Annotated in this window: 11 protein-coding genes and 1 pseudogene; 9 read left to right on the top strand and 3 right to left on the bottom strand. The window is 71.4% G+C overall.

Features of this window, described 5'->3' with window-relative positions:
- The 4 genes and pseudogenes from AB0K18_RS27015 to AB0K18_RS27000 all read left to right on the top strand — a co-directional run.
- Positions 1-1009: pseudogene (locus AB0K18_RS27015) on the top strand (RNA-guided endonuclease TnpB family protein); the annotation flags it as partial.
- Positions 1006-3072: a prolyl oligopeptidase family serine peptidase gene (locus tag AB0K18_RS27010; RefSeq protein WP_364919258.1), complete on the top strand. Its 2067-nt coding sequence runs from the start codon at positions 1006-1008 to the stop codon at positions 3070-3072. The pseudogene AB0K18_RS27015 and the gene AB0K18_RS27010, both read left to right, overlap by 4 nt.
- Positions 3073-3317: 245 nt before the next feature.
- Complete coding sequence (locus AB0K18_RS27005; RefSeq protein WP_364919256.1) at positions 3318-4715, top strand: alpha/beta fold hydrolase; 1398 nt, start codon at positions 3318-3320, stop codon at positions 4713-4715.
- Between the two features lie 76 nt (positions 4716-4791).
- On the top strand, positions 4792-5400 hold the full coding sequence (locus AB0K18_RS27000) for a VOC family protein (protein ID WP_364919254.1): 609 nt from the start codon (positions 4792-4794) through the stop codon (positions 5398-5400).
- A gap of 405 nt (positions 5401-5805) precedes the next feature.
- Here the strand turns inward: AB0K18_RS27000 and AB0K18_RS26995 are convergent, their stop codons facing one another.
- Together AB0K18_RS26995 and AB0K18_RS26990 are read right to left on the bottom strand one after the other, a co-directional pair.
- Positions 5806-7824, bottom strand: coding sequence for an ABC transporter ATP-binding protein (locus tag AB0K18_RS26995; RefSeq protein ID WP_364919251.1), 2019 nt, complete (start codon positions 7822-7824; stop codon positions 5806-5808).
- Positions 7825-9513, bottom strand: coding sequence for an ABC transporter ATP-binding protein (locus tag AB0K18_RS26990; RefSeq protein ID WP_364919249.1), 1689 nt, complete (start codon positions 9511-9513; stop codon positions 7825-7827). It abuts the gene before it with no gap.
- A gap of 257 nt (positions 9514-9770) precedes the next feature.
- Between AB0K18_RS26990 and AB0K18_RS26985 the strand changes: the two genes are divergently transcribed.
- The 4 genes from AB0K18_RS26985 to AB0K18_RS26970 all read left to right on the top strand — a co-directional run bounded on the left by AB0K18_RS26985 (position 9771) and on the right by AB0K18_RS26970 (position 12913).
- Positions 9771-10391, top strand: coding sequence for a phosphotransferase (locus AB0K18_RS26985; RefSeq protein ID WP_364919247.1), 621 nt, complete (start codon positions 9771-9773; stop codon positions 10389-10391).
- 54 nt (positions 10392-10445) lie between these two features.
- The gene (locus AB0K18_RS26980; RefSeq protein WP_364919244.1) at positions 10446-11249 is read left to right on the top strand and encodes an NmrA family NAD(P)-binding protein; all 804 of its coding nucleotides are present in this window, start codon (positions 10446-10448) and stop codon (positions 11247-11249) included.
- A gap of 103 nt (positions 11250-11352) precedes the next feature.
- The gene (locus tag AB0K18_RS26975) at positions 11353-12507 is read left to right on the top strand and encodes an RtcB family protein (RefSeq protein WP_364919241.1); all 1155 of its coding nucleotides are present in this window, start codon (positions 11353-11355) and stop codon (positions 12505-12507) included.
- Positions 12508-12511: 4 nt separating this feature from the next.
- The gene (locus AB0K18_RS26970) at positions 12512-12913 is read left to right on the top strand and encodes a hypothetical protein (protein WP_364919239.1); all 402 of its coding nucleotides are present in this window, start codon (positions 12512-12514) and stop codon (positions 12911-12913) included.
- Here the strand turns inward: AB0K18_RS26970 and AB0K18_RS26965 are convergent.
- On the bottom strand, positions 12856-14340 hold the full coding sequence (locus tag AB0K18_RS26965) for a DHA2 family efflux MFS transporter permease subunit (protein WP_364919238.1): 1485 nt from the start codon (positions 14338-14340) through the stop codon (positions 12856-12858). The genes AB0K18_RS26970 and AB0K18_RS26965 overlap by 58 nt on opposite strands.
- Positions 14341-14420: 80 nt before the next feature.
- Between AB0K18_RS26965 and AB0K18_RS26960 the strand changes: the two genes are divergently transcribed.
- Positions 14421-15041 (top strand): TetR/AcrR family transcriptional regulator, encoded by a 621-nt coding sequence (locus AB0K18_RS26960; RefSeq protein ID WP_364919235.1) that lies wholly within the window; start codon positions 14421-14423, stop codon positions 15039-15041.
- Positions 15042-15046 lie beyond the last annotated feature (5 nt).

Here is a 15046-nt window from a genome sequence, read left to right as displayed (position 1 = left end):
TCTTCAGGCGGCGTTCGCGAACTTCTTCGCCAAGCGCGCCAACTACCCGGCGTTCAAGTCCCGGAAGAGGTCCCGGGCGTCGGCGGAGTACACCCGCTCGGCGTTCCGCTGGCGGGACGGGGAGTTGACGCTGGCCAAGATGGACACGCCGCCGGCCATCGTGTGGTCGCGTCCGCTGCCGGAGGGTGCGCGGCCGTCCACGGTCACCGTCTCCCGCGACGGCGCGGGACGCTGGTTCGTGTCCCTCCTGGTCGAGGAGAAGATCAGCCCGCTGTCGCCCGCCGGGCAGAGCGTCGGTGTGGACGCCGGCATCACCGCGCTGGCGACACTGTCGACCGGCGAGAAGATCGTCAATCCCAAGCATGAGCGCGCGGATCGGCGCAGGCTGGCCAAGGCTCAGCGGGCCCTGGCCCGTAAGGAGAAGGGGTCGAACAACCGGGCCAAGGCCAGAGCCAGGGTCGCCAGGGTGTACGCCCGGATCGCCGACCGCAGAAGAGATCACCTGCACAAGGTCACGACACGGCTTGTTCACGATAATCAAGTGATCGCCGTGGAAGACCTGACCGTCCCCACCATGGTCAAGAATCGCAGCCTGGCCCGCGCCATCTCCGACGCGTCCTGGCGCCAGATGCGGAGCATGCTGGAGTACAAGGCCGCCTGGTACGGGCGCACGCTGGTGGCGGTCGACCGCTGGTTCCCCTCCTCCAAGCTGTGCTCGCAGTGCGGGGCCCTGCAAAAGAAGATGCCGCTGAACATCCGCGAATGGGCATGTGCCTGCGGCGCGGTCCATGACCGGGATGTGAACGCGGCCAGGAACGTGCTCGCCGCCGGGCCGGCGGAGAGCTGAAACGCCTGTGGAGCGGGTGTAAGACCTCAACGAGAGTCCTCTCGGACAGGGCGACCGGCTGTGAAACAGGAACCCTCACGGGCGACCGTGGGAATCCCCCTCGTTGACGAGGGGGAGGATGTCAAGTCCACGAGCGTAGCAATGGCAGGATTGAGGCCATGAGCGAGAGCTTCCCGCGCCTGAATGCCAGAACCCGCCGCTTCACGCTGGGCGTTCCCAGAGGCTTCACGATCTCCCCGGACGGCGGCCGGGTGGTGTTCCTGCGGACGAAGACGGGCACCGATCCGGTCACCTGTCTGTGGGAGCTCGACACCGACACCCACGTCGAGCGTCTCGTCGTCGACCCGCGCGAGTTGCACGGCGACGAGGAGGAGAACCTCCCGCCCGAGGAGCGTGCGCGGCGCGAGCGCAGCAGGGAGGCCGCGGGCGGGGTGGTGGCGTACGCGTCCGACGCCCACCTGAGCAGGGCCTGCTTCGCGCTGTCCGGCGCGCTCTACGTGGTGGAGCTGGCGAGCGGGCAGGCGCGCAGGCTGGACACGCCTGGGGCGGTCATCGACCCGCGGCTGTCCCCCGACGGGCGGCATGTCGCCTATGTGACCGGGGGTGCGCTGCGCGTCCAGGACCTCGCGTCCGGGCATGATCGCGCGCTGGCCGAGCCCGAGTCGCCGACGGTGACGTACGGGCTGGCCGAGTTCATCGCCGCCGAGGAGATGGACAGGATGCGCGGCTACTGGTGGGCGCCGTCGAGCGACGCGCTGCTGGTCGAGCGCGCAGACGAGGCTCCCGTCCAGGTGTGGCACATCGCCGACCCGGCCAACCCCGACCGTCCCGCGACGGCCCAGCGCTATCCCGCCGCCGGCACGCCCAACGCCGTCACCGAGCTGTTCGTGCTGGGGCTCGACGGGTCGCGGGTGGCGGTGCCGTACGACGAGGAATATCTCACCACCGCGGCCTGGGACTCCCACGCGCTGTCGATCGTCACGCTCACCCGCGACCAGCGCATGATGCGGCTGTTCGAGGTCGATCCGGCCACCGGCGCCACCACGCTCGTCCGCGAGGACACCGACCCCGCCTGGGTCGACATCGTCACCGGCGTGCCCGCCCACCTCGACGACGGCTCCCTGGTGTGGGTGGCCAACTCCGAAGGCGGGCATCGCCTCTTCGTCGGCGACCGGGCGGTCACGCCGCCGACCCTCCAGGTGCGCGCGGTGCTCGACGTCGACCACGACAGCGTGCTGTTCAGCGCCAGCGGCGACCCGACCGAGATCCAGCTGTGGACGTGGGACGGCCACTCGCTGCTGCCCGTCTCGACCCGGTCCGGGGTGTTCTCGGGGCGGATGTCGGGCGGTGTCGGCGTCCTGACCGAGCAGAGCCTCGACGCCGAAGGGGTCTCCACCACGGTCGTGCGCCGTGACGGCATGGCCGTCCCGATCCCGTCCTTCGCCGAGCGTCCCGGCCTCGACCTGCGGGTCTCCATCGGCCGTTCCGGCCGGCGCGAGCTCGCCACCGCCGTGGCGCTGCCCTCGTGGCACGAGCAGGGCTCGCGCAAGCTGCCCGTCCTCCTTGACCCGTACGGCGGGCCGCACGCGCAGCGGGTGCTCAACCGGCGCGGGGCGTACCTCGAGAGCCAGTGGTTCGCCGAGCAGGGCTTCGCGGTCATCGTGGCCGACGGCCGCGGCACCCCGGGGCGGGGCGTCGACTTCGAGCGCGCCGTGCTCAACGACCTCGCCACCCCCGCGCTCGAGGACCAGATCGACGCGCTGCAGGGCGTCGCCGAGCAATACCCCGACGACCTCGACCTGTCCCGCGTGGCCATCCGGGGCTGGTCGTTCGGCGGCTTCCTGGCCGCGCTCGCGGTCCTGCGCCGCCCCGACGTCTTCCACGCCGCCGTGGCGGGCGCGCCGGTGACCGACTGGCGGCTGTACGACACGTGCTACACCGAGCGCTACCTGGGCGACCCTGGCCGGCAGCCGGAGGTCTACGAGAAGTCGTCGCTGTTCGCCGACGCGGCCAAGCTCGAACGTCCCCTGCTCCTGATCCACGGCCTGGCCGACGACAACGTCGTGTCCGCCCACACGCTGCGCCTGTCGTCCGCGCTGCTGGCGGCGGGGCGGCAGCACAGCGTGCTGCCGTTGTCGGGGGTGACGCACATGACGCCGCAGGAGGTCGTGGCCGAGAACCTGCTGCTGCTGCAGGTGGACTTCCTGAAGAAGTCCCTGGGTTAGAGCTGCTGCTCTGCGCGGGCCGGGCGGGGTGCACACCACGCCCGGCCTGTTCGCGTACGGCCCGGCCTGTTCGCGTACGGCCCGGCCTGATCACGTACGGCCCGGCCTTTTCACGTACGGCCCGGCCTTTTCACGTACGGACCTGACCAGCCTGGGTCTGTCCAACCCAGGTCTGACACCCGGCCTCCGAAAACCAAACCCTGGTCCGACGCGCCCGGCACCCCCGTTCCGGCATCGTGATCGCCATGCTGAAGCCGCTCACCCTCACCCTCACCTTGGCCCTGCTCACGACCGCCCTCGCGGGCCCCGCCTCGGCGGCGACGGCCGACCCTCCGTCCTCCCTGACCTGGAAACCCTGTCCGCAGGGTGGCATGGAGTGCGCCGACGTGCCGGTCCCCGTCGACTGGGGGAAACCCGACGGCCGCAAGATCACCCTCAAGGTGGGCCGTCTCAAGGCGACCGGTGCCTCGAAGGGCCAGGTGCTGGTGGCGTACGGCGGCCCTGGCGCCCCCGGCATCGCCATGACCCAGCAGCTGTCCGGCTGGTGGACGAAGCTCCGCCGCACCATGGACGTCATCACGTGGGACACCCGCGGCTACGGCGAGCAGTTCCAGGGCCTGAGCACCGGCCTGCCCTGCGCCTGGACCCGCATCCCCATCGCCGGCGTCCCGCGCGACGACGCCGACTTCGGCCGCCTGTCCGACACCAACCGCGGCTACGCCGAGGCCTGCCGGCTCAAAGACCCCGAGCTGTTCGCCAACATGAGCTCGGCCGACCACGCCAGAGACATGGAGGCGATCAGGAAGGCCCTGGGCACCGACAAGCTCAACTACTACGGCGCCTCCTACGCGGGCTTCTTCGGCCAGGCCTACGCCCGGCTCCACCCCGGTCGCGTCCGCACGATGGTCCTCGACGGCACGCTCAACCACAGCACCTCCGACTGGTCCCGCGAGCTGGAGGCGACGGCCAGGTCCAACGAGCAGTCGATGCGCCGCTTCTTCACCTGGTGCGCCGCCAACGGCTGCAAGGACGTGCCCGCCCTCTGGCGGAGGCTGATCGCCCGCGCCGACCGCACCCCGGTCCCCACGGGCACGGCCAACCTCGCCTACCGCGCCATCGACCTTCAGTCCTTCGCCCTCGGCCTCGCCCGCCAGGGCGCCCCCGCCTGGCCCGGGCTCGCCGAGGCCATCCGCAAGGCCGCCAAGGGCGACGCCTCCGGTTTCGTCCCCGCCAGGGGCGCCCGCTACCCCGACCAGGCCACCCCGGTCACCGAGTGCACCGACTGGCCCCGTCCCGCCACCCGCAAAGAGCTGACCACCACGCTGGCCCGGCTCCGCAAGGCAGCCCCCGACACGGGCGCCGCCAACACCTCGCTCTCGGCCACCCTCAACTGCATCGGCTGGCCCGTCCCCGTCACCAACCCGCCGGCCGCCCTCCCCAAGGGCCTCCCGCCGCTGCTGGGCGCGGGTGCCTGGAACGAGTCCGACTCGACCCAACGCGTCCTGTCCCAGGTCCCCGGCAGCGTCGTCATCCGCCACGACGGCCCCGGCCACACCCTCTACGGCACCAACGCCTGCGCCCGCGACCACATCGACACCTACCTGACGACGGCCACCCTCCCCCCGAAGAACACGAAATGCTGAGCAAACACCTGGGACCACGTGAGAAGGCCACGCCCCGACACTGAATACCGAGCCGCGAAGTGGTGAGATAGATCGAATGCTAGATCACCTCGTCTACGCCACGCCCAATCTCGACACCACCGTGGCCGAAATCGAACAGCAGCTCGGCGTACAGATGGTCGAGGGCGGCCGCCACCCAGGCCTGGGCACCCGCAACCGACTCCTGGGTCTGGGCGGCCGAGCCTACCTGGAGGTCATCGGCCCCGACCCGGATCAGGAGCAGCCGCCCGTCCCCCGCCCCTTCGGCATGGACACGCTGACCAGCGCACGCCTGGTGACCTGGGCAGTGGCGGTAACGGACATCGACGCAGTGGTCACCCGGGCCCGCGCCCACGGCTACGACCCCGGCGACCCCCAGGACATGTCCCGCCGCACCCCAGCAGGCGAGCTACTGACCTGGCGTCTCACCCCACCGGCAACAGCCGGCGTAGTCCCCTTCCTCATCGACTGGTCCACCACCCGCCACCCCACAAACACGGGCCTGCCGACCGTAGAACTAACCTCCTTCCGCGCCCGCCACCCAGACGTGGAAGCAGTACAGAGTTCCCTTTCAGCCCTGAACGTAGACCTAGACCTCACCGACGGCACCACCCCCGCCCTCACAGCCGTCCTAAGATCCACCCCCGGCTCCCTAACCTTGACCTAAGTGCCAGACCCCACCCCCAATCACCCAAGCCACCACCACGCAGCCCAGCCCCCTTAAGAACAAAACAGAGACAGCCCTCCCTTGACCAGAGCAGCCAGCACTCTGCCCGCCACCCCTCCCTCCACCCAGCCGCCCATGCACCGACCAGCCCCATAAGCCGCCTTACCCACCCCCAACGACCCATCGGAGGTTGCCCCCACCAAGGCGACCCACCCGAAAGGGCCACCTCATGGACCCACACCATGGGGCCACCCAAGGAGGGCTACCCCGAGGTCGGCCGGGCGCAGGCGGGCTGAGTGGGGTGGTTTTGGGTCCACGACCCCAGAGCCCACCTCCGACTCCCCACGACCCCAGAGCCCGCCTCCGACTACCGTCAGGTCCAGGTTCTGGTTTGGCTTTTGGGCGTTAGGACGGGGTGGTGGTGGGAGTGCCGTGCCAGCTGCGCCACAGGGCCGCGTACGAGCCGCCCGCTGCCACCAGCTCCTCGTGTGAGCCCAGCTCCGTGATGCGCCCGTCCTCGACGACGGCCACCCGGTCGGCGTCGTGGGCGGTGTAGAGGCGGTGGGCGATGGCGATGACCGTGCGGCCCTCCAGGACAGCGGCCAGGGAGCGTTCGAGGTGGCGGGCGGCGCGGGGGTCGATGAGGGAGGTGGCCTCGTCCAGGACGAGGGTGTGCGGGTCGGCGAGGACGAGCCTGGCCAGGGCCAGCTGCTGGGCCTGGGCCGGTGAGACGGTGAGGCCGCCGGAGCCGACCTCGGTGTCCAGACCGGCGGGCAGGGCCAGCACCCAGCCGAGGGCGTCAACGGCTTCCAGGGCCTTGACCACGGCGGAGTCGGCGGCGTCGGGGCGGGCGATGATGAGGTTCTCGCGGACGGTGCCCTTGAACACGTGGTGTTCCTGGGTGACGAGGGCGACCTGGCCCCGCAGCTCATCGAGCGGCAGGTCCACGAGCGGAACGCCGCCCACGGTGACGGAGCCGGTGCGAGGACCGTGGATCCCGGCCAGCAACCGCCCGAGCGTCGACTTCCCGGCCCCGGACGGCCCCACCATGGCAAGCCGCTCACCGGGCCGAATGGTCAACGACACGCCGTGCAGCACATCCCGTCCCTCACGGTAGGCATAACGCACGTCGGCCGCCCGCAACACCTCCCCAGCAGACCCCGCACCAGCGGCCGGGAAACGGCCGCCCGACGAGGTCTCCGAGGCGGCGCTGGGCGCGCGACCGTCGGAAGCGGCCGCCAGGTCGGCGGCCAAGGCACGGTCACCAAGGGTGGTGCCGGGCGCGCGGCCGTCCGGGGTGGTCGCCGGACCGGCGGTCACCGCGTCGGCGGCCGAGAGACCGTCGCCGGAGGTGGTTGCCGGGATGGTGGGGGTCTCGGGGGCGGTGGGCTTTGGGGTGGTGGGGGTGGAGTCGTTCGTGCGGGTGTTCTTGGGGGTGCGGTCGTCGGGGACGTTGGTTACGCCCAGCAGGCGGGCCATTGAGGCGCCGCCCACCTGGAGTTCGTCGATCCACATCAGGAAGCGGTCGAGGGGGTCGATGAGTTGCTGGGCGTAGAGGGCGGCGGTGGTGACCTGGGCGAGGGAGACCCAGCCGCTGGTGTAGAAGAGGCCGCCGACCAGGAGGGCGGCGACCACCGGGATCACGTAGCCGAGCTCGACCGCTGGGTACCAGGTGGTGCGCAAACCGAGGGTGTAGCGTTCGGCGGCGTAGGAGCGGGTGATGTCGGTGTCGGTGCGGGCCCGGCGGCGCTCGCGCAGCCCCAGCGCCTCGACGGCCCTGGCGCCTTCGACGGTTTCGGCGAGCCCTTCGGTGATGTCGGCGTAGGCGGCGTTCTCGCGGAGGTAGCCGTCGCGGGCGCGGGCGAGGTACCAGCGGGTGGCGATGTGGATGATGGGCCCGGCCACCAGCATGGGGAGCATGAGGAGCGGGCTGATGAGCAGCAGCGCGCCGATGGTGATCACGAAGGTGACCATGGCGATGAGCGTCTCCGGCACGGCGTGGCGCACAGTGCGGGACAGGGCGTCGACGTCGCGCGAGGTGCGGGTGATGAGGTCGCCGGAGCCGGCGCGTTCGACGGTGGACAGGGGCAGCCCGAGCACCCGGTCGACGAACTCCTCGCGCAGCTCGGCCAGCACCTTTTCGCCGAGCCTGGCGGAGGCGAGCACCGCGTAGCGGACGAGGACGCCTTGGAGCAGCAGGAACGCGCCGATGGCGGCCGCGACGAGGGGCACGTCGACGGCGAAGCCGTATTGGACGTTCTGCACCAGCTCGCCGAGCTGCCACGGGACGAGCAGGCCGGCGACGGCGGCCAGCCCGTGCAGGAGCAGGGCGAAGCCGAGCTCGCGCGGATATTTGAGGGTGAGCCGCCTGGCGTAGGCGCGCACCTGTCTGCGATCGGCGACCGGCAGGATCTCGCGTGCCATTCAGTCCTCCCCGCGGGTCACGGTCGCCGCGTAGGCGGGCGAGCCGTCGAGCAGTTGCCGATGTGTGCCCTCGGCCAGCACCCGGCCCCCCTCGACGTAGATGACGTGTTCGGCCCGGTCGAGCACGAGCGGGCTGGTGGTGCAGATGAGCGTGGTGCGGCCGGCGCGCGCGGCGGCGAGGCGTTCGGCGATGCGGGCCTCGCTGTGGGCGTCGACGGCGCTGGTGGGCTCGACGAGGATGAGCACCTCGGGGTCGGTGATCAGCGCTCTGGCGAGTCGCAGCCGCTGCTGCTGGCCGCCGGAGAACTCGCGCCCCGCCTCGGCCACCTCGGTGTCGAGCCCGTCGGGCAGGGCTTCGACGATGTCGGTGGCGCAGGCGGCGCGCAGGGCCCGGTGGATGTCCTCCTCGGTGGCCTGGCCGCGGACGTCGAGCTCGTCGCGGAGCCGGCCGTTGAACAGGCGGGCGTCGTTGTCGGCGACGAGGATGCGGGAGCGCACCTCGTCGATGGGGAGAGTGCGCAACTCGGTGGAGCCGAAGGTGACGTCGCCGTCGGCGTAGCGGCCGAGCCGGTCGGCGACGGCGATGGCGTCGCCGGGCGTGGCGGCGGCGACGGCGGTGAGCCAGCCGGGCTGGAGGGTGACCCCGCTGTAGGAGTCGCGCAGCACGCCGCCCGCGCTGCTGCCGGTGCCGCCGGTGACCTCGGGCTCTAGCGACAGGATGCGGATGACCCGGCCGGCGGCCACATGGCCTTTGGTGAGTTTGTCCGCGGCCTCGGTGAGGGTGCGCATGGGGCCGATGAGGAAGACCGCGTAGAGGTAGAACGCGACGAGCTGCCCGGTGGGGATGTCGCCGGCGACGGCGAAGGAGGCGCCGATGCCGGTGACGAGGGCGATGAGCAGGCCGGGCAGCACGATCTGGGCGCCTTCGAGCACGGACTCGACGCCGGCGACGCGGACGCCCGCCCTGCGTACGCCCTGGGACTCGTCGCGGTAGCGCCGGGAGAAGACCTGCTCGCCGCCGACGCCGCGCAGCACCCGCAGCCCGGCGACGATGTCGGCGGCGCGGGTGGACAGCTCGCCGGTGAGCTCGCGCTGGTGTCGCTGGCGCCGGTGGAGCGGGCGGAGCAGGGGCCCGACGGCGACGGCCATGATCGGCACACCGACCAGCACGAGCAGGCCGAGCGGCAGCGAGGTGGAGATGAGGATCACCGTGACGGTGACGATGGCGACGACCGCGCCGGTGCCGCGCAGCAGGATGTCGATGCTGTTGCCGATGTGGGCGATGTCGGAGTTTCCGACGCTGACGACCTCGCCGGTGGACAGGCGTTTGGGCAGCGTGGCTCCGAGCCTGGCGGCCTGGCGGGAGGTGAGCTGGACGGTGCGGTAGGCGGCGGCCAGCCAGTTGTAGACGGCCATGCGGTGCCGCATGATGCCGCTGAACGCCTGGATCAGCCCCAGCCCGAACAGCACGGCCGACCACGTGACCAGGGACGGGGTGTCCTTGGCCGTGACGGCCTGGATGCCCTGCCCGAGCACGGCCGGCATGAGGGCCTGCACCAGCCACCACAGCACGGCGAAGCCGATGCCGAGGAGCAGGGACGGCGCCTGGCGCCCGGCGTTCCACCACAGGTAGCGGAGCGGGCTGCGGATGTCGGGCACGCCGGGATCGGCCTCAGGAAGGGAGCGCATAGCTCGACCACCTTGACAAGGCGTCACCTGGACCGGCAAACCGTTTTCATCCAGTTACAAGAGCCCCGCCCGCAGTCTTTACAAGGTGCTCATCCGGGGCGGATGGGGTGCTCCGGACGCTTCCCGTCCAGCCTCCCGGTGCCCAGAATTTCCGCCCTGTTGGGGCATTTGTACCGTCCTTACATCGTGTATCGGAGCCGCCCGGATCGCGCGGCGCAGCGCCCGGCGAGGGTACGCGTACGCCAGAATCGACCCTTGTGAAGCACGGGTACACCAACAGCACGTTCGGCGACGGCGCCCTGGTCGTGAAGTGCTACCAGGGTCCCGAGGCGGCCTTCAGGCTGACCACCGAGAGCCGCTACCTGCGCCGCCTGCGCGGCCGCCTGCCCGTCCCCCGCGTCCACCAGGTCACCGAGACCAGCCTCACCACCCGCTACGTCGACGGGCTGCACGGCCAGGACCTCCTCGACGAGGGGCGGGCCGAGGAGGTGTTCGCCGAGTGCGGACGCATGCTGGCCCGCATCCACCGGCTCGGCATCGTCCACGGCGACTACGGACCCCAGAACATGCTGTTCGACCCGGCCACGTACGAGACCGCCGCCATCCTCGACTGGGAGTGGGCGCACCCTGGGCGGCCTGTCGAGGACCTCGCCTGGGTGGAGTGGATCGTGCGCAGCCACCATCCCGAGCACGTGGCCCTGCTACCGCGCTTCTTCGCCGCGTACGGCGACCCCGTCCCCGCCTGGCCCGACCGCCACGCCGCCATGGTGGCCCGCTGCCGCGCCCTGCTCGACTTCTGCGCCCGCTGGGAGCCGGGCGGCGACGGCGAGAAGCTGTGGCGCACCCGCCTCGACGCCACCACCGCCTGGACGGAGTGACCCACCGGCACACCGTGGACGGTTTCTGTCGGTGGGCTTTGCTTGAGTGCGGGGATGACCTCTCAAGTGATCCTTGTCCTCGGTGCCACCGGCTCCACCGGCCGCCGCGTGGCGAGAGTCCTGCGCGACGCCGGTCACCCCGTCCGTGCCGCCTCCAGGAGCGGCGAGACCAGGTTCGACTGGTCCGACCAGGCCACCTGGGAGCCGGCCGTCACCGGAGCGTCGGCGCTCTACCTCATGGCGCCCGACGGCGTCCCGATCGACCCTGAGTTCGTGTCACTGGCGGTCGCCAGGGGCGTGGCGCGGGTGGTGCTGCTGTCGAGCGGCGCCATCGAGGTGATGCGCGACGAGCGTCTGCTGGCCGCCGAGCGGACCGTGCGCGACTGCGGCGCCGCGTGGACGATCCTGCGGCCGAGCTGGTTCGACCAGAACTTCGACGAGGGCTTCCTGCGTCCCGCGATCATGGCGGGCGAGCTGCTGCTGCCGCTCGGCGACGCCGCGCAGGCGTTCGTGGACGCGGGTGACATCGCGGCGGTGGCCGCGGCGGCGCTGACCGAGGACGGTCACGCCGGCCGCTCCTACGAGATCACCGGCCCGCGCTCGCTGTCGTTCGGCGAGGCCGTCGAGATCATCGGCCGCGAGACCGGCCGCGAGATGCGTTACCGGGGCGGCGAGGAGGACTACATCGCGGCCAACGCCTTCTCGGAGGAGTCGATCGGGGCGGCGAAGGCGTTCGCGGCGCTGCGCGCACTCGGCGACCAGCCGGTCTCCGAGGTGGTCGCCGAGGTGACGGGCCGCCCGCCGAAACCCTTCGAGACGTACGCGGCACAGGCCGCGGCGGCTGGAGCATGGCGCTGACCTGGCCGTTCATGGCCTGAGCCACCCCCCGAACGGTAAAATAGATGGGAAATCCTCTCGGGTCACGACACACTGATCACGACTCAGTGAGGTGATTCCTTTCATGCCGAACCAGCCCGCACCGAACCTGCTGTCGTGGGCCAGCGAGATCGACGAAGGCGCGATCATGCAGGCCGCACGCACCGCCCGCCTGCCATTCGTGGCCGGTCACGTCGCTCTCATGCCCGACGCTCACGTCGGCATCGGTGCGACGGTCGGCTCGGTGATCCCGACCGAGAACGCCATCATCCCGGCCGCCGTCGGCGTGGACATCGGCTGCGGCATGGTGGCGACCGAGACCACGCTCACGGCCGCCGACCTGCCCGACACGCTGGCCGCGCTGATGCCGATGGTCGAGCGCCGCATCCCGGCCGGCGTCGGCAAGGGTCACGACGACCCGGGCATCGACCGTTCGCTGAGCGAGCTCGGCCTGCCCCACACCGACCTCAACCCGAAGCAGACGAAGAAGGTCGCCGACCAGTTCGGCACCCTCGGCTCCGGCAACCACTTCGTCGAGGTCTGCCTCGACGAGCGTGACCGGGTCTGGACGGTGCTGCACTCGGGTTCGCGCGGCATCGGCAACCAGCTCGCCCAGTTCCACATCACGGGCGCGAAGAGGCTGATGCGCAAGCAGTCCGTGGGTCTCGAGGACCCCGACCTGGCCTACCTGGTGCAGAGCACACCGGAGTTCACCGCGTACGTCGAGGACATGCTGTGGGCGCAGCGTTACGCGATGGCCTCGCGGGCGCGGATGGACCGGGTGCTGATCAACGCGCTGTTCACGGTCGTCGGGAAGGGGCAGCGGGTCCGTACGATCAACTGCCACCACAACTTCACCCAGCAGGAGACCCACTTCGGCAAGTCGTTGTGGATCACCCGCAAGGGCGCCATCAAGGCCGACCACGGTGACGAGGGCGTGATCCCCGGCTCGATGGGCACCCGCTCGTACATCGTGCGCGGGCGCGGCAACCCCGACTCCTACCACTCGTGCTCGCACGGGGCGGGACGGCGCATGTCGCGGACGAAGGCCAAGAAGCAGCTGTCGGCACGGTCGCTGACCGAGGCGATGAGCGGCCGCACCTGGAACGCCGATCGGGCGGCCGCCCTGGTGGACGAGCATCCTGAGGCGTACAAGCCGATCGACCAGGTCATGGCCGACCAGCAGGACCTCGTCGAGGTGCAGCACACGCTGCGCCAGATCTTCAACTACAAGGGGTGAGCCGGTGGCGATGCCGAAGAAGGGCTCGCGACGCATCACCGTCGACGGCGGTTCCTACCGCTGGCGGGTGCGCCGCAAGCCGTCCTACAGCCAGGGCAACGGGTGGACGCCGCTGACGTTCGCGGTCGAGCGGGCGGAGGAGCCGGGGAACGTCCTCGTGGTGTCGCTGCCGTGCGCCCGGCCGGACAACTGGCTGGGTCACCGTACGATCCCGGTCACGCCCGCCCTGGTGGCCGCCTGCGTCAGGCGGGCGCTGGAGCGGGGCTGGGAGCCGGGGCGGTCCGGCTCGGCCGTCACGCTGGAGGTCTCCGAGGACGATCTCACGCATTTCCTGGGCAGGCCGCCGCGCTACCTGATCCCGTTCTTGTGGGGCTTCGTCCCCGCGGACGGCACGGCCTCCGCCTGAGCCGCGCCCGCCGCTGCCCGGCCCGGAAGCAGCGGGATGAGGGCCAGGACGACCACGACGGCGGCGAACGAGATCCAGAAGACGCCGCGCAGCCCGCTCATGGTGTCGGCGGCGGTCTGGACGACGAGTGTGACGAGGGCGACGCCCAGGGCGGCGCCGAGCTGGTTGAGCATGTACAGCACGGAGCTGCCCTGGGCCACCATCGGCCCGGGGAGCGTGCGGTAGAGGGAGCCCATGGTGGGCGCGCTGAAGCAGCCGCTGCCCAGCCCGAACGTCAGTGCCGCCAGGGCCGGCCACACCTCCGGGGTGTCGGGGCCGATGCGGGTGAGGGCGTACACGCTGAGCAGGGCCACCAGCGCGCCGCCCGTGGCCAGGCCGCGCGCGCCGAGCCGGTCGGACAGCCGGCCGGCCAGCGGCATCGCGATGGAGCCGCCGAGCCCGAGCGGCGCCATCAGCAGCCCGGCCGCCAGCACGTCGTGGCCGTGCTCCTGCTGGTAGTACAGGGGCAGCGCGAACAGGCCGGCGTACAGGCCCATCCCGCCGAGCCCCATGATCGTGACGCTGGCGGTGAAGCCGCGGCTGCGGAACAGCCCGAGGTCGATCAGCGGGCGCTCGCGCCTGGCGTGCCCGGCGTACGCGATGAGCAGCACGACCCCCGCGACCAGCGGAAGCAGCACCTGCCACGCCCCGAACCCGCCCTGCTCCGCCGTCTGCGACAGCCCCAGCACGACGGCCGCGAACCCGGGCCCGAGCAGCGCCAGGCCGATGACGTCGAGCCGCGCGGGACGCTCGCCGGCGGGTGAGTCGGCCAGTGAGTCGGCGGGCGAGTCGGCCAGTGAGTCGGCGGGCGAGTCGGCGGGGATCACCCGTACGGCGAGCAGCACCGCCGCCACCCCCACGGCCACGCTGAGCAGGAACATCGCCCGCCACGACAGCGACCCGAGTATCGCGCCACCGGCGATCGGCCCCAGCACGGGCCCGAGCGACAGCACGACCCCCATGAGCCCCATCACCCGCCCTGCCCTGCGCGGCCCCGCCGCCCTGGCGAGCAGGATGAGCACGAGCGGGTCGAGCAGCCCGGCCCCGAAGCCCTGCACCACCCGGAACGCGATCAGGCTGCCGACGTCCCAGGCCAGCCCGGCGGCCAGCGACCCGGCCAGGAACACGCCGAGGCCGGCCAGCCACAGCCGCTTGCCGCCGTAGCGATCGACGGCCCAGGTGGTGAACGGGATGGTGGCCGTCACCGCCAGCAGGAACCCGGTGGACGCCCACCCGACCGTGCTCAGCGAGGTGTCGAAGACCGTGGCCAGGCTGCCGGTGGCGACGGCGGCCATCGTGCTGTTGAGGATGCCCAGCAGGCCGCCGAGCAGGACCACGGCGATGGTGGCGAGCAGCCGCCCGTCCATGCGGTCGTCATCTGAACTCATGGGTTCAACGTAATGACCTGGTTCGTTGCTTAGCAACCCGGAACGTCCACCTACTTGAACCCATGAGTACAATCGGAGGCATGACCACCACGCGGGGCAGGATCGACAAGCGCCAGGCGATCCTGGAGGGCGCGTTCACCGTGTTCGCCCGCGAGGGCTACGCGCAGGCGTGCGTGCAGACCATCGCCCGCGAGGCCGGCGTGGCCAAGCCGACGGTCTACAACCACATGACCGACAAGGCCACGCTGTTCAGGCACGCGCTGGAGGCCGCGGCACGCACCGTGCTCGACGAGCGGATCGCCGCCCTGGAGCCGCTCGCCGCCCCAGGCGACGACCTGCGCGCCACCCTGGAGCAGGTGGCCGGTCGCCTGCTCGACCTGCACACCGACGGGCGCTCGTGCGCGCTGCGCCGGCTGCTCTATTCCGAGGTCACCCACTTCCCCGACATCCTCGACATCGTCAGGGACAGCGGCCCCGACCGGCTCACCAGGGCGCTCGCCGACCGGCTGGCCCGCCTCGCCCTCGCCGGACGGCTGCGCGCCGCCGACCCCGACCTCGCCGCCGAGCAGTTCCTCGCCCTGCTCCTCGGCCCACTCGAAGCACGCACGCAGCTCGGCACCCGCACCTTGGCGGACGCCGAGCTGCACGCGATCGCAACGTCGGCCGTGGACACCTTCGCCCGAGCCTGGGACCTCTCCTAGCGGGG

Origin of the sequence: Nonomuraea sp. NPDC049421 (assembly GCF_040677005.1) — a bacterium.
GTDB lineage: Bacteria > Actinomycetota > Actinomycetes > Streptosporangiales > Streptosporangiaceae > Nonomuraea > Nonomuraea salmonea.
The sequence above is the reverse complement of the archived record's forward strand: the minus strand, read 5'-3'. Positions and strand labels throughout refer to the sequence as shown.

Excerpts from the sequence above, each read along its gene's own strand:
- AB0K18_RS27010 (WP_364919258.1), top strand. The coding sequence starts at position 1,006 with ATGAGCGAGAGCTTCCCGCGCCTGAATGCCAGAACCCGCCGCTTCACG.
- AB0K18_RS27005 (WP_364919256.1), top strand. The coding sequence starts at position 3,318 with ATGCTGAAGCCGCTCACCCTCACCCTCACCTTGGCCCTGCTCACGACC.
- AB0K18_RS27000 (WP_364919254.1), top strand. The coding sequence starts at position 4,792 with ATGCTAGATCACCTCGTCTACGCCACGCCCAATCTCGACACCACCGTG.
- AB0K18_RS26995 (WP_364919251.1), bottom strand. The coding sequence starts at position 7,824 with ATGGCACGCGAGATCCTGCCGGTCGCCGATCGCAGACAGGTGCGCGCC.
- AB0K18_RS26990 (WP_364919249.1), bottom strand. The coding sequence starts at position 9,513 with ATGCGCTCCCTTCCTGAGGCCGATCCCGGCGTGCCCGACATCCGCAGC.
- AB0K18_RS26980 (WP_364919244.1), top strand. The coding sequence starts at position 10,446 with ATGACCTCTCAAGTGATCCTTGTCCTCGGTGCCACCGGCTCCACCGGC.
- AB0K18_RS26975 (WP_364919241.1), top strand. The coding sequence starts at position 11,353 with ATGCCGAACCAGCCCGCACCGAACCTGCTGTCGTGGGCCAGCGAGATC.
- AB0K18_RS26965 (WP_364919238.1), bottom strand. The coding sequence starts at position 14,340 with ATGAGTTCAGATGACGACCGCATGGACGGGCGGCTGCTCGCCACCATC.
- AB0K18_RS26960 (WP_364919235.1), top strand. The coding sequence starts at position 14,421 with ATGACCACCACGCGGGGCAGGATCGACAAGCGCCAGGCGATCCTGGAG.